Source organism: Streptomyces sp. CA-288835, from assembly GCF_050936385.1.
Classification (GTDB): Bacteria; Actinomycetota; Actinomycetes; order Streptomycetales; family Streptomycetaceae; genus Streptomyces.
The window spans coordinates 8542025-8555218 of sequence record NZ_JBNJMW010000001.1; the positions used below are offsets into that span (position 1 = coordinate 8542025).

Consider the following 13194-nt stretch of genomic DNA (forward strand, 5'->3'; position numbering starts at 1 on the left):
GTGAGCGGCAGGACCAGACTCGTTGTGTGGCGATGGGTGAGTGGGTCGGCGAGATGGTCGGGCCGGACGTGTGGGCGACGTGTCGGGATCTGATCCCGGCTGGGAGTGTGTTCGCGTTCTTGGCCGAGCACCGCGGCGAGCTGTTCCCGGCTGAGATGTTCGCGGATATGTATCCGTCGGCGAACGGACGGCCGAGCATGCCGCCGCAGATCCTGGCCGCCGCGATCACGCTGCAGGCCCTGCACGGGCTGTCGGACTTCGAGACGGTCCAGGAACTGCGGTGCGACCTGCGGTGGAAGGCCGCATGTGGGCTCGGCCTCAACGACATGGCCTTCGACCCGTCGCTGCTGGCCTACTTCCGCCGTCGGCTGGCCCGTTCCGCCCGCCCGAACCGTATCTTCGATGCCGTGCGCGAGGTCGTGAAAGCCACCGGCGTACTCAAGGGCAAGCACCGTCGGGCGCTGGACTCCACTGTGCTGGACGACGCGGTCGCCACCCAGGACACCGTCACCCAGATCATCGCCGCCGTCCGCGCGGTGATCCGCGAAGTCCCCGCAGCGGCCGAGGTGGCAGCGGTGCAGTGCACCGCGCACGACTACACCGACCCGGGCAAACCGAAGATTGCCTGGAACGACGAGCAGGCCCGCGCCGAGCTGGTCGACGCGCTGGTCACAGATGCGCTGCGGCTGCTGGGCCACCTGCCCGAACAGCAACTGGCGGAGAAAGCCGCGAACGCGGTGGGCATCCTGGCCCTGGTCGCCGGACAAGACGTCGAGCCCGCCGGCGACTCCGACGGCCGCGACGGACGCTGGCGTATCACCCGGGGCACCGCCCCGAACCGGATGGTCTCCACTGTCGATCCGGAAGCCCGGCACGTCCACAAAACCCGCAGCCACCAGCAGGACGGCTTCAAGGCCCACCTGGCCATGGAGCCCGAGACCGGGTTATACACCGCCGTCGCTCTGCGGCCCGGCGCCGGAGCCGAGCACCACGAGGCCGCTGTGGGACTTGAGCTGCTTGCCGACGAGGATGAGCCGCTGGACGCCTTCGGCGACACCGCCTACTCCACCAGCGACGCCCGACAGGCACTCCACGAGGCAGGACATCGTCTGTTCCTCAAGCCCGCCCCGCTGCGGCCGGCCGTCCCCGGCGGCTTCACCCTCGACGACTTCGTCATCGACACCACAGCCGCCGTCGTGACCTGCCCGGCCGGACACGCCGTGGCCCTGTCCGACCCCGGCGGCCGGCACCACCAACGCAAAGCCTCTTTCGGGGACTTATGCGCCGGATGCCACCTGCGCGAGCGGTGCACCAAAGCCAAGGCCGGACGCATCCTGACCATCCGCCCGCACCACGACCTCCAAGCGGCCGCCCGCCACCAGGCCGCCACCGATCCCGGCTGGCAGGCCGACTACCGCCGCTGGAGACCACCGGTCGAACGCGCCGTCGCCTGGATCGTCCACCACGGCAACCGGCGCCTGCGCTACCGCGGCATCCTCAAGAACGACACGTGGCTCCACACCCGGGCCGCCGCCCTCAACCTCCGCCGACTGATCAACCTCGGAGTCACCCGCATCGACGGCGCCTGGACCCTCGCCCCAGCCACCACATAGCAAATGAGGGCCATCCGGCCTCCGACCGGACAGCCCCTCAACAAGATCTTCATCGGCCTTCTAGGTCCTGTCTCGGGGAGACAGGGCCTAGAAGGCCGATGAAGATGTTGGGTTCTGGTCCTGCCGCGTGAGCGGCAGGACCAGACTCGTTGTGTGGCGATGGGTGAGTGGGTCGGCGAGATGGTCGGGCCGGACGTGTGGGCGACGTGTCGGGATCTGATCCCGGCCGGGAGTGTGTTCGCGTTCTTGGCCGAGCACCGCGGCGAGCTGTTCCCGGCTGAGATGTTCGCGGATATGTATCCGTCGGCGAACGGACGGCCGAGCATGCCGCCGCAGATCCTGGCCGCCGCGATCACGCTGCAGGCCCTGCACGGGCTGTCGGACTTCGAGACGGTCCAGGAACTGCGGTGCGACCTGCGGTGGAAGGCCGCATGTGGGCTCGGCCTCAACGACATGGCCTTCGACCCGTCGCTGCTGGCCTACTTCCGCCGTCGGCTGGCCCGTTCCGCCCGCCCGAACCGTATCTTCGATGCCGTGCGCGAGGTCGTGAAGGCCACCGGCGTACTCAAGGGCAAGCACCGTCGGGCGCTGGACTCCACTGTGCTGGACGACGCGGTCGCCACCCAGGACACCGTCACCCAGATCATCGCCGCCGTCCGCGCGGTGATCCGCGAAGTCCCCGCAGCGGCCGAGGTGGCAGCGGTGCAGTGCACCGCGCACGACTACACCGACCCGGGCAAACCGAAGATTGCCTGGAACGACGAGCAGGCCCGCGCCGAGCTGGTCGACGCGCTGGTCACAGATGCGCTGCGGCTGCTGGGCCACCTGCCCGAACAGCAACTGGCGGAGAAAGCCGCGAACGCGGTGGGCATCCTGGCCCTGGTCGCCGGACAAGACGTCGAGCCCGCCGGCGACTCCGACGGCCGCGACGGACGCTGGCGTATCACCCGGGGCACCGCCCCGAACCGGATGGTCTCCACTGTCGATCCGGAAGCCCGGCACGTCCACAAAACCCGCAGCCACCAGCAGGACGGCTTCAAGGCCCACCTGGCCATGGAGCCCGAGACCGGGTTATACACCGCCGTCGCTCTGCGGCCCGGCGCCGGAGCCGAGCACCACGAGGCCGCTGTGGGACTTGAGCTGCTTGCCGACGAGGATGAGCCGCTGGACGCCTTCGGCGACACCGCCTACTCCACCAGCGACGCCCGACAGGCACTCCACGAGGCAGGACATCGTCTGTTCCTCAAGCCCGCCCCGCTGCGGCCGGCCGTCCCCGGCGGCTTCACCCTCGACGACTTCGTCATCGACACCACAGCCGCCGTCGTGACCTGCCCGGCCGGACACGCCGTGGCCCTGTCCGACCCCGGCGGCCGGCACCACCAACGCAAAGCCTCTTTCGGGGACTTATGCGCCGGATGCCACCTGCGCGAGCGGTGCACCAAAGCCAAGGCCGGACGCATCCTGACCATCCGCCCGCACCACGACCTCCAAGCGGCCGCCCGCCACCAGGCCGCCACCGATCCCGGCTGGCAGGCCGACTACCGCCGCTGGAGACCACCGGTCGAACGCGCCGTCGCCTGGATCGTCCACCACGGCAACCGGCGCCTGCGCTACCGCGGCATCCTCAAGAACGACACGTGGCTCCACACCCGGGCCGCCGCCCTCAACCTCCGCCGACTGATCAACCTCGGAGTCACCCGCATCGACGGCGCCTGGACCCTCGCCCCAGCCACCACATAGCAAATGAGGGCCATCCGGCCTCCGACCGGACAGCCCCTCAACAAGATCTTCATCGGCCTTCTAGAGCAGATCACGCGGCACCTTCTCGTTCCAGGTGCGGGAGAAGACGCGGCGGCCGGTCTCGTACGCGTCGAGGGTCGCGTCCACGAAGAAATCCGTCTCGTCGCAGGTGAGCTCGGTGTGCGTCACCACCCGTACGTCCCAGTTGTCTCGCCGGAATCGCATGGTCCAAGTGGATTCGCCGCCGACCGAGGTGAAGTCGTCGGCGACCGCCGTATAGCGCTCATAGGCGCGGCGGCCGGCTTCGAGGCCGATGTCCTCGAAGCGGACCGTGCCCCGGTCCTTCACGATCTCCAGTTCCGCGTGGTAGCCGACCAGGTCCCGCTTGACCTCCCAGCGCTCCTCGGTCGGCGTCACCTGACTGGTGGCGATCGGTGGTGTGCCCTCGGGTTCGGCAAAGGGGTTCGGCGGTACGTCGTCGGGTTCGTCCACCGGTCGGACCGGCAGGGTGAGCGTGCTGCAGTTCTCGTGGACGCTGAGCAGCGCGGGCTTCGGCGGTGGCCATGCCAGGGGCCAGTAGGACGTGGAAAAGGAGAGCCTGATGCGGTGGCCCTCCGGGAACGCCTGCGCCACTCCGTTCAACGGGATGGTGGCGCGGTAGCGACGGCCCGGTTCCAGTGGTTCGGGGGACTCCGTACCGTCGCGGCGGGTGAGATTCAGCAGGCCGTACGAGACGCGGGTCGCGGCGCCGTCGGGGCTCACGTCGGACAGGCGCGCGGCCACCATGGCGACCGGTTCATTCACCGACAGATCGAGTTCCACGCTCGGTGAGCCGAGGATCTCCAGCCGTTCGGTCAGCGGCTCGGTTTCGAAGACGAGTGAACCGCCGTCCTCCTCACGCTGGTCGTACGGCAGGTCCGGTGGCGCGTTGTACGAGGCCCACTTGCCCGCGAACTGGCCGACGGACAGCGGCGATTGCACGGTCATCGCGTCGCCGTCGCGCTGCTGTGCCGGGTCTGCCGCCGGGTCCTGCGGAGGTTCGATCCTGTGCCGGGTGAGCGGACGCGTGACCGGCCGGATGTGCGGAGAGGGCCACTCCGGCTCTCCGACCCAGCGTCCCGGCCGTTCTTCGTACGCGGTGGAGGGCGGCACGCTGTCCTGCATCCATGCCCGCAGCATGGGACCGTCCATGACGCCGTTGTCGACGCCCTTGAGCCAGTGGTCCCACCACCGCACGACCTCCTGGAGGTATCCGATGGCAGGGCCCGGCTCCCCGAGGTGGGGGAACTTGTGCGACCAGGGGCCGATCAGCCCCTTGCGTGGCACGTCCAGGTTGCCGAGCAGCCGCGTCACGGCGTTGGAGTAGCCGTCCGCCCATCCACTTGAGGCCAGGACCGGGCAGCGCACGCTCTGGTAGTCCTCGCACACCGAGGCGTGCCGCCAGTAGTCGTCTCGGCGCTGGTGGCGCAGCCACTGGAGAACCCAGGGCTCTGTGTTCTCCAGCCGTTCCCGCCACATCTCGCGCCAGCGGTCGCCGACCACCGCGGGGTCGGGCGGACAGGTGCCGTAGGCGAACATGGTGCCCGCCTCGGCCAGGTTGTCCGACAGCAGGGCGCCGCCCATGTAGTGCATGTCGTCGGCGTGCCGGTCGTCGGTGAAGGAGGCGATGACGACGGCCTTCAGACTGGGCGGCCGGCGGGCCGCCACCTGGAGTGCCGCGAACGCGCCCCAGGAGATCCCCATCATCCCCGTGCCGCCGTCGCACCAGGGCTGCTCCGCCAGCCAGGCCAGGACCTCCTCGGCGTCGGCCTGCTCCCGCTCCAGGTACTCGTCGCGCAGCACGCCCTCCGAGTCGCCGGTGCCGCGCAGATCGACGCGGACGCAGGCGTAGCCGTGCCCGGCGATGTACGGGTGGTGGATCGAGTCCCGTACGGACGTCAGATCGCGCTTGCGGTACGGGATGTACTCCAGCACCGCGGGCACCGGCTCGTCGTCCGAGGAGGTGGGGCGCCAGATGTGCGCGGAGAGACGGACCCCGTCGGACATGGGGATCGTGACGTGTTCATCTTCCTTCGTCGCGTACGGCAGGTTGGTCACGTAACGCATGGGACCGACGTGCTCCTTAACTCTCGCGGCATCTCGTCACTGTCGCGTCACTCGGGCGGGACGTCGTCGAAGACGAGGCCCAACGCGGCCACACAGTGGTCGTACTTCTCCCGCAGCTCCTCCTCGTTCGCCCCGCCGGTGAAGATGTGGGCCAACTCGTAGCTGTAGCTGTCTTGTTGGGGAAGCTCCGAGAGCCGGGTGCCCTCCTCGGGCACCACGTCGACGCGTACGCCCGGGATCTCCCGCTCGATACGGGCGATGTCCTCTGGCCCGGGCACACGGCGTACTACACCGTCGGTGAACCAGCGGTAGTACCACTTCGCCGCCATCGCGTACGGGCCCTCGCGGTGCGGCATCCGCGGGTCGTCGCCGAGCGCGAGGCTGACCATGCAGTGGTGGTTGGGCACGCCGTCGACGTACTGGAAGAGTTCCGCGTGCGACTGGGAGTGCCGGGGGTTGATCTCCAGCAGGCTGATCTGCCGGGTCCGCGGATCGTAGAAGTACTCGATGCTGAAGGTGGCCGAGTCCATGCCGATGCGCCGCATCACGCGGTCGGTGACGTCGTGGAGCTCCGCGATGACCGGTGGCGGCAGCGTCGAGGGGTACTGGTGGCGCAGGAAGCAGGGCGAGTCCGGGTAGTCGATGGAGTCCAGGACCCCGTAGACCGTCACCTCGCCCTGGTGGACGTAGCCCTCCACGGCGACCTGGACGCCGGACATCTCCTCCTCCGCGAGGCAGACCCGGCCGCCGAGACCGTCCATCTCCGGCGGCAGGTCGATACGTTCAAGGATGTGCTCGAAGGGGCGGCCGATCCGGTCGATTCCCTCGCGGACCTCGGCGACGGCGGTACGGAACTCCTGCTCGTCCTTGACGCCGAAGGCGAGTTCGGAGGAGTACGAGAGCGCAGGCTTGATCCACATCGGGAACCTGAGGTTCTCGGGCGGGCGCGGCGGCTCGGCCTTCAGGTCGACCCTGCCGAAGCGCGGGTGTCGGTCGGTGACCTTCTGCTGTTCCAGCCGACTCCAGTACTTGTGCTCGCACTTGACCACCGACTCAAGGCTCGTGCTGCGGGTGCCGTAGCGCTCGCTCAGAATCGGGACGAGGGTGCTGACCGGGAAGTCCCAGTAGCCGACGATCGCGTCGACGCTGCCGTCGAATGCGTCCAGCGCGCCCCGGGCCTTCTCGATCAGCGTGGGCAGATGCACCTCGCCGATCTGCAGTTCCTCGATCGTCAGCAGCTGGTGGAAGCGCAGTGAGCGGGCTCCCGGGACCTGCCGGAGCGTCGGCAGGTTGGCCTCGTCGAGCCCGATCACGAAGACGTTCTTGACCTTCTCATCAAGCACGGCTCTCCCTCCGACCTACGACCGGCTGGCAGGTCTCCCAAGATCGTCGGAGTACCCCTCCACGCGACGGTCAATCCGGTCCGGGCCGCCACTCATTCGCGGTACGGCGGGTGCGGCTGCCCTGGAGCAGGCCCTGCGGGCAGCCAGGGACAACGGGAGCGGACACAGCAAACGGGAGTTTCTTCGGCCCCATGTCAGGCTGCGCGTTCGCGGGTTTCGGCGCCAACTGCTGTTTGGTGACGTGCGCATGGGTTACCCGTCCGGCGAATCGGACACAAGGGAGAAACTCTGCCATGGGCATCATCGCGTGGATAGTCATCGGTCTGCTCGCGGGAGCCATCGCCAAGGCGCTCATGCCGGGCAAGGACCCGGGCGGAATCATCGTCACCATGCTCATCGGTATCGCCGGAGGCCTGCTTGGAGGCTTCCTCGGCAAGGTGATGTTCGGAGTCGACTCGATCGACGGCTTCTTCGATCTGTCCACCTGGATCGCGGCCATCATCGGGTCCGTCATCCTCCTCGCGCTGTACCGGCTGTTCACCACCCGCGGCCACGGGCGCGGACATCGGCGCGGACACGTCCATGCGTAACGGGCCCGCCTAGCCGACGTGGCCAGGTGCACAGCGAGATGAAGTGAAGTAGGCGAGCGCGCCCCCGTCTTGAGGCGGGGGCGCGCTCGCAGGTCCGGCGGGCCGTGCGCTGGGCGAGTCGGTACTTTCCTCGCCGCAGGTACGGCCAAGGAGGTTGCGGTGCGTCTCTACCACAGCCGTCCGACTGACCCCGGGTACCGCCGCCTGCGCCATGGGCGCGGCTTCCGTTACGTAGACGCCCGAGGGGAGCCGCTGCGCGACCCCGCGGAGCTGACCCGGATCCGGCAGCTGGTCATCCCGCCGGCCTGGCGGGACGTGTGGATCTGCACCCGGGCCAATGGTCATCTGCAGGCTGTGGGTACCGACGCCGCCGGACGCCGTCAGTACCTGTACCACCCGCAGTTCCGTGCCGAGCAGGAGCAGGCCAAGCACGAGCACGTACTCGACGTCGCCGAGACTCTGCCCGCGGTACGGGAGGCTGTCGAAGGGCACTTGCGCGACCGCGGGCTGACCCGGCAGCGGGTCCTGGCCACGGCCGTACGCCTGCTCGACCTCGGCTTCTTCCGCATCGGCAGCGACCGCTACACCGACCTGAACAACAGCTACGGCCTCACCACGCTCCTGCGGGAACACTCCCGCTGCCAGGCCGGTGCGGTCCTGTTCACCTACACCGGCAAGCACGGCAAGGAGATCGCCCAGACGGTCGCGGACCCCGCCGCCTGCCGAGCGCTCACCGCACTGCTGCGGCGCCGGGGCGGCGGCGACCGGCTCCTTGCCTACTGGGCGGGGCGCGCCTGGCATGACGTGAGTGGCCAGGACGTCAACGCGTACCTCAAGGAACTGGCCGGCCTGGAGATCACCGCCAAGGACTTCCGCACCTGGCACGCCACCGTCATGGCGGCCGTGGCGCTGGCCGTCTCGCAGCCCGTCGCGCGCAGCGAGACCGCCCGGCGCAAGGCCATTTCCCGGGCGGCACGCGAGGTGGCCGGGTACCTCGGCAACACACCTGCGGTCTGCCGGGCTTCCTACATCAACCCGCGGGTGGTCGAACTCTTCGAGGAGGGCGTCACGGTCGCCGCCGCGCTGCCTCACCTCGGCGACGAGGGCGCCTACGGCATTCCAGCCACCCAGGGACCTGCCGAACGGGCCGTGCTGCACATGCTGCGGAACGGGCGCCCCCGGAAGGGGAGTGAGCGGGCGCACCGGAGTACCCGAAGACCGGCGTGGGGGCAACGGCAGCGGTGGCCTTCTACGCGGTCGCGACGGGCCGCCTCAGTCCTGAGGCGGCATCTCGAGCGTCGACTCGTACCGCTCGGCCATCAGCCCGTCCGGCGTGCTGAACTCCGGCTGTACGGGCTCCTGTTGCCGCTGCTCACCGCCGAGCCCGCGCTCCGGCCCTTGGCAGCCCTGTGCCGCCGCGATCCCGAGCGCCACCAGCAGCGTCACCACCACGAACACGAACAGCCGCTGCCGCAGCAACCGCGGATTGGCGGGCCGCCGCCCGGACCCGGTGGACCGCGGCCCCGAACGCCCCGCCCCACTGCGTGACGCCGCAGGCCGGCCGCCTGAGCTGGAGCGCGACGAGTTGCCCCGCGACGGCACCGGGCGCGCCCCGTTCCGCGACGGCGTGCTGTTCCGCGAAGGGGTGCTGTTCCGCGGCGGCGGGGGAGTGCCCTGCGTACGCCGCTGGGTGCGCGGGTCTTGGTGGTTCTCCGTGAGCCGCCCCGTCGGCCGCTCGGCCTCGTTCACGCGCGGCGCGGGCGGCCGGGCGGAACTCAGCCCCTGCGCCTCGCGAGACGCGATCTCCTTGAGCCGCAACGACAGTTGAAGCGTGCTGGGCCGCTCCTCCGGATCCTTCGCCAGACATGCCCGTACGAGAGGGGCCAGCGCGTCCGGCACACCCTTCAACTGCGGCTCCTCGTGCACCACCCTGTAGAGCATCACTTCGGAACTGCCGTGCCCGAAAGGCGAGTCGGTGGTCGCCGCGTACGCCAGCGTGGCCCCGAGCGCGAACACATCCGTGGCCGGCGTGACGGCGGCACCCCGCACCTGCTCGGGTGCGAGGAAACCGGGCGACCCCACCGCCGTACCGACGTGCGTGAGCGTGCTCGCCCCCGTCGCCCAGGCGATGCCGAAGTCGATGATGCGCGGCCCCTTCGGGGAGAGCAGGATGTTCGACGGCTTGAGATCCCGGTGCACGACACCGGCCTCGTGCACGGCGACGAGCCCCTCGGAGAGGGCGGCGCCGACGGCCGCGATCTCGGCCGCGGTGAGCGGCCCCTCCCCGGTGACCTTGTCGTGCAGCGAGGGCCCGGGGACGTACTGCGTCGCGAACCACGGACGGTCCGCCTCCAGATCCGCGGCGACGAGCCGGGCCGTACATCCGCCCCGGATCCGCCGCGCCGCCGACACCTCGCGCGCGAACCGCGACCGGAACTCCTGGTCCTCCGCCAGATCCGGCCGGATCACCTTCAGTGCGACTCGCTGGCCACGCCGGTCGGAGCCCAGATAGACAACGCCCATCCCACCCGCACCGAGCCGTCGGTGGATCTTGAACGAGCCGACGACACGCGGGTCCTCGCGCCTCAGGCGCATCATCGCCATGTCCATCCCCGCTGCCCGGTCCGTTTGACGTGGCACAGCTTACGTTTCCGTGGCCGGGCGTGCGCAGAGGCCGCGCCCTCGCGGCTCGGCCGATTGTCAGTGCCGGGTGGGAGACTTGAAAGATGGTCAGGGGACGGGCGAATTCAGCGGCTTTGGGCTGCCGGGATCCCCAACCATCGGTCGCAGAAGGGGGATTGGGCCAGTGAAGGGTGATCGCGTGGAGATAGTCGTGGACGCAGGGGACACGACACGTACATACGAGGTGGTCGCGAGCCGCGCGGGGCGCCGGGTGGAGACGGCGGTCCGCCGAGGAGTGGTGGAAGTGAGCGAAGTCACCCGCAGCGGAGGGGTGGTCCGCACGGCCCGCTTCATGGCGACCAGGGTGCTGGCCCTGGTCGAACAGCCCGTGCCCAGGGAGGACAGCTCGGAGCAGAAAGGGCAGACCGGACGTCCCCTCCGGGAAGACCCCGAGACCTAGGACCTCGTCTCCACCCAGGGGAGTACTCCGCAGGTCATCGGTCATCCTCCGGGAGGCCCGGCAATCGATACGACGGCATGACGCCCCATGGGCCCCGCCCACCTAGATTTGAAGTCAAGCGGCGGGTGCAGCACTCGTCCCCCGAGGTCAGTCACCCGCCGCTGCCAGACAGCAGGAGATCGATCAGCAACAACAGCCTCATCAACTGCAAGAGCTTCATCAACAGAAGGTCAGGAGAGGGACCATGGCGGACACGGCATCGCGGACGATGATCCGCACGCGGGGACGCAAGGCGCACAGCGCCGCGTTCGGTACCCGCCGGTCCGGCCAGCGCCACCCCTTGGTGGCGACGGCCATGGTCCTCCCCCTGGCGACCCTGCTCGTGGTCGTCTTCGGCGGCTGGGAAGCAGTGGTCACACAAGCGTCGTCCGTGGGCGTGATGCTGGGGCGCTGAGCGGCGCCCCAGGCCCGGAAGAGCGGTCCGGGCGGGGACATCCGGCCATGAAACCCCGTGGGGACGGGGGTGCGGCGGACGGCACAGAGACGCCCGCGCAGCTGGGGAGCTGCGCGGGCGCCTCTTTGCGCCTAAACCGGCGCCGCTCTCGCGTAGCTGGTTGCTCGCCGTTGTGGTTGCTCAATTGATGGTTGCGGTTCTGGGGGTGTTTGTCGGCTGCGTACGCTCACTTGGTTGCCCCGGGCTTGTGGGGTTGAGTTGGCTGCGTACGACCTCAGGGGGATTCGAGTGACCGTAGACGTGCTGCCCGGGCTTGCCGCGAAGGTGCGTGCCGCGGTGCACTCGGGTGCGAGTGTCTGTGCCTGCGGCACCGAGGTCTCCTCTGTGCTGGCGGATCGGGTCGATGGCACCGTCGTGCGGCATGCGGACACCGTGGCTAAGGCGCATGGTCCCGGTACCGACGCTGGGGAGCTCGCGGCTCGTATGGCCGTCGCCGCGCATCCGGCCCTTGACGGCGTCCTCCTGGCGCCGATCGCGGTAAAGGCGGCCGAACTGCACGGCCGACTGGTCACGTTCTGGCCGTACGGCACTCCCGTGGACCCCGAAACTCCCGAAGCCGCCCCCTGGGAGGAAGCCGCCACCCTCCTCGCCCGCCTTCATCGGACGCCCGAGGCCGTACTCCCGTCCGGGCTCCCGGCGATGCGCGGCCCGGCGAAGGCGGCTCATGCCGTCGCCCGCCTCCATACGGCCGGTCCTCACCCGGCAGCCGCTCCGGTCCTGCGAGCCTGGTCCGTCCTCCCTGCCTGGGCGCGGGACGAGGCCTCGATGCCGGATACCCGCACGTTGTGCCACGGTGATCTGCATCTGGGGCAGCTCGTCCGCGATCCGGGCGGCTCCTGGCTGCTGATCGACATCGACGACCTTGGAGTGGGCGAGCCCGCGTGGGATCTGGCGCGCCCCGCCGCCTGGTTCGCCTGCGGGCTCCTCCCGCCCGACGAGTGGACCCGCTTCCTGACGGCATACCAGAAGGCCGAGGGACCCGCCCTCCCCGCGGGCACCGACCCCTGGCACGCCCTGGACGTCCCGGCCCGCGCTCTCACCGTTCAGACGGGCGCCCTGGCGATCGTGAAGGCGATGGCGGCCGGCCGTGAGCTCGACGAGGTGGAGGTGGCCGTGATCGACTCCTGTGAACGAATGGCAGCGCACCCGCCGGAGTTGGCGCCCGGGTTCCCGACGTAAGGTGCAACCGAACCGAAGCCGGGCAGTGTCTGTCCTGGCGAAGCAGTACCGACCGGCGAGGAGTTGAGCCGACCATGCAGTGTCCGAAGTGCCGTGCGCCAATGCACACGTACAACCGCAATGGCGTCCAGATCGAGCAGTGCAGCGGCTGCCGCGGGATCTTTCTCGACTACGGCGAGCTGGAGTCGCTGACCCGCCTGGAATCCCAGTGGCAGCAGCCCGCGCCGCCGCCCCCGCCCGCTCCGGCGGCCCCGCAGGCCTACCCGTCCGCTCCCGCACCCGCCTGGGGAGCCCCGCATGGCGGCCATGGTGGTCACTACGGCCACAACAAGCGCCACAAGAGCTTCGGCCACATGCTCTTCTCCTCCTGACCACATCCGAGGAGCGCACACGACGAAGCCCCCGGCCGTACGAGACGGCCGGGGGCTTCGGCTTGTGCGCGATACTGGGATTGAACCAGTGACCTCTTCCGTGTCAGGGAAGCGCTCTCCCGCTGAGCTAATCGCGCAGGTGAGACCTGCCGGTGGTACGTAGTACGTGCGCGATACTGGGATTGAACCAGTGACCTCTTCCGTGTCAGGGAAGCGCTCTCCCGCTGAGCTAATCGCGCGGGACCCGGTGAACCGGACCAGTGGACGATACTGGGATTGAACCAGTGACCTCTTCCGTGTCAGGGAAGCGCTCTCCCGCTGAGCTAATCGTCCTTGGAGGTGGAGACGGGATTTGAACCCGTGTAGACGGCTTTGCAGGCCGTTGCCTCGCCTCTCGGCCACTCCACCAGGGGCGGGGGTTCGGGAAGATCCCCCACTTCCTGCGAGCGGACGACCAGGTTCGAACTGGCGACCTCAACCTTGGCAAGGTTGCGCTCTACCAACTGAGCTACGTCCGCTTGTCTTTCCCGGCCCACTCGCGCGAGTCGGTGACGTGTTGAACTCTAGCGGATTCCCGGGCCAGTACAAAAACGCGTTTATGCAGCGTGCTGCGGTGCGCCCGCCGGGAGACACGGCCGGGTCACCCGCCCGGCGCC

At 69.4% G+C, this 13194-nt stretch carries 10 protein-coding genes, 5 tRNA genes and 1 pseudogene; 8 read left to right on the forward strand and 8 right to left on the reverse strand.

Annotated features, from left to right (window positions below):
- Nucleotides 1-32 precede the first annotated feature (32 nt).
- On the forward strand, nucleotides 33-1613 hold the full coding sequence (locus tag ACQEVY_RS38550) for an IS1182 family transposase (protein WP_432955629.1): 1581 nt from the start codon (nucleotides 33-35) through the stop codon (nucleotides 1611-1613).
- 159 nt (nucleotides 1614-1772) lie between these two features.
- Nucleotides 1773-3353 carry an IS1182 family transposase gene (locus tag ACQEVY_RS38555; RefSeq protein WP_432955629.1) on the forward strand — a complete coding sequence of 527 codons (1581 nt, stop codon included), beginning with the start codon at nucleotides 1773-1775 and terminating at the stop codon, nucleotides 3351-3353.
- A 60-nt stretch (nucleotides 3354-3413) separates the two neighbouring features.
- On the opposite strand, the gene ACQEVY_RS38560 is transcribed toward ACQEVY_RS38555, so the two are convergent.
- The gene (locus tag ACQEVY_RS38560; protein ID WP_432954360.1) at nucleotides 3414-5459 is read right to left on the reverse strand and encodes a CocE/NonD family hydrolase; all 2046 of its coding nucleotides are present in this window, start codon (nucleotides 5457-5459) and stop codon (nucleotides 3414-3416) included.
- 47 nt (nucleotides 5460-5506) lie between these two features.
- Nucleotides 5507-6802 carry an ATP-grasp domain-containing protein gene (locus tag ACQEVY_RS38565; RefSeq protein ID WP_432954361.1) on the reverse strand — a complete coding sequence of 432 codons (1296 nt, stop codon included), beginning with the start codon at nucleotides 6800-6802 and terminating at the stop codon, nucleotides 5507-5509.
- Between the two features lie 293 nt (nucleotides 6803-7095).
- Between ACQEVY_RS38565 and ACQEVY_RS38570 the strand changes: the two genes are divergently transcribed.
- Nucleotides 7096-7392 carry a GlsB/YeaQ/YmgE family stress response membrane protein gene (locus ACQEVY_RS38570; RefSeq protein ID WP_328772870.1) on the forward strand — a complete coding sequence of 99 codons (297 nt, stop codon included), beginning with the start codon at nucleotides 7096-7098 and terminating at the stop codon, nucleotides 7390-7392.
- Nucleotides 7393-7551: 159 nt separating this feature from the next.
- Nucleotides 7552-8568, forward strand: a pseudogene (locus ACQEVY_RS38575) (DNA topoisomerase IB); the annotation flags it as partial.
- Nucleotides 8569-8664: 96 nt separating this feature from the next.
- Here the strand turns inward: ACQEVY_RS38575 and ACQEVY_RS38580 are convergent.
- Entirely contained in the window at nucleotides 8665-10002 is a 1338-nt protein-coding gene (locus ACQEVY_RS38580) for a serine/threonine-protein kinase (RefSeq protein ID WP_432955630.1), read from the reverse strand.
- 196 nt (nucleotides 10003-10198) lie between these two features.
- Between ACQEVY_RS38580 and ACQEVY_RS38585 the strand changes: the two genes are divergently transcribed.
- The 4 genes from ACQEVY_RS38585 (at nucleotide 10199) to ACQEVY_RS38600 (ending at nucleotide 12538) form a co-directional block, all read left to right on the forward strand.
- The gene (locus tag ACQEVY_RS38585) at nucleotides 10199-10474 is read left to right on the forward strand and encodes a hypothetical protein (RefSeq protein WP_432954363.1); all 276 of its coding nucleotides are present in this window, start codon (nucleotides 10199-10201) and stop codon (nucleotides 10472-10474) included.
- A 244-nt stretch (nucleotides 10475-10718) separates the two neighbouring features.
- Entirely contained in the window at nucleotides 10719-10928 is a 210-nt protein-coding gene (locus ACQEVY_RS38590) for a hypothetical protein (RefSeq protein WP_328772872.1), read from the forward strand.
- Nucleotides 10929-11210: 282 nt separating this feature from the next.
- Nucleotides 11211-12167: an aminoglycoside phosphotransferase family protein gene (locus ACQEVY_RS38595; protein WP_432955631.1), complete on the forward strand. Its 957-nt coding sequence runs from the start codon at nucleotides 11211-11213 to the stop codon at nucleotides 12165-12167.
- 74 nt (nucleotides 12168-12241) lie between these two features.
- Complete coding sequence (locus tag ACQEVY_RS38600) at nucleotides 12242-12538, forward strand: zf-TFIIB domain-containing protein (protein WP_432954365.1); 297 nt, start codon at nucleotides 12242-12244, stop codon at nucleotides 12536-12538.
- 65 nt (nucleotides 12539-12603) lie between these two features.
- On the opposite strand, the gene ACQEVY_RS38605 is transcribed toward ACQEVY_RS38600, so the two are convergent.
- From ACQEVY_RS38605 to ACQEVY_RS38625, 5 genes are all read right to left on the reverse strand, one after another.
- Nucleotides 12604-12675: transfer RNA gene (locus ACQEVY_RS38605), tRNA-Val, on the reverse strand.
- 30 nt (nucleotides 12676-12705) lie between these two features.
- Nucleotides 12706-12777 (reverse strand) — tRNA-Val (locus ACQEVY_RS38610).
- 22 nt (nucleotides 12778-12799) lie between these two features.
- Nucleotides 12800-12871, reverse strand: a tRNA-Val gene (locus ACQEVY_RS38615).
- A gap of 1 nt (nucleotide 12872) precedes the next feature.
- Nucleotides 12873-12946 (reverse strand) — tRNA-Cys (locus ACQEVY_RS38620).
- A 37-nt stretch (nucleotides 12947-12983) separates the two neighbouring features.
- Nucleotides 12984-13056, reverse strand: a tRNA-Gly gene (locus ACQEVY_RS38625).
- Between the last annotated feature and the right edge of the window lie 138 nt (nucleotides 13057-13194).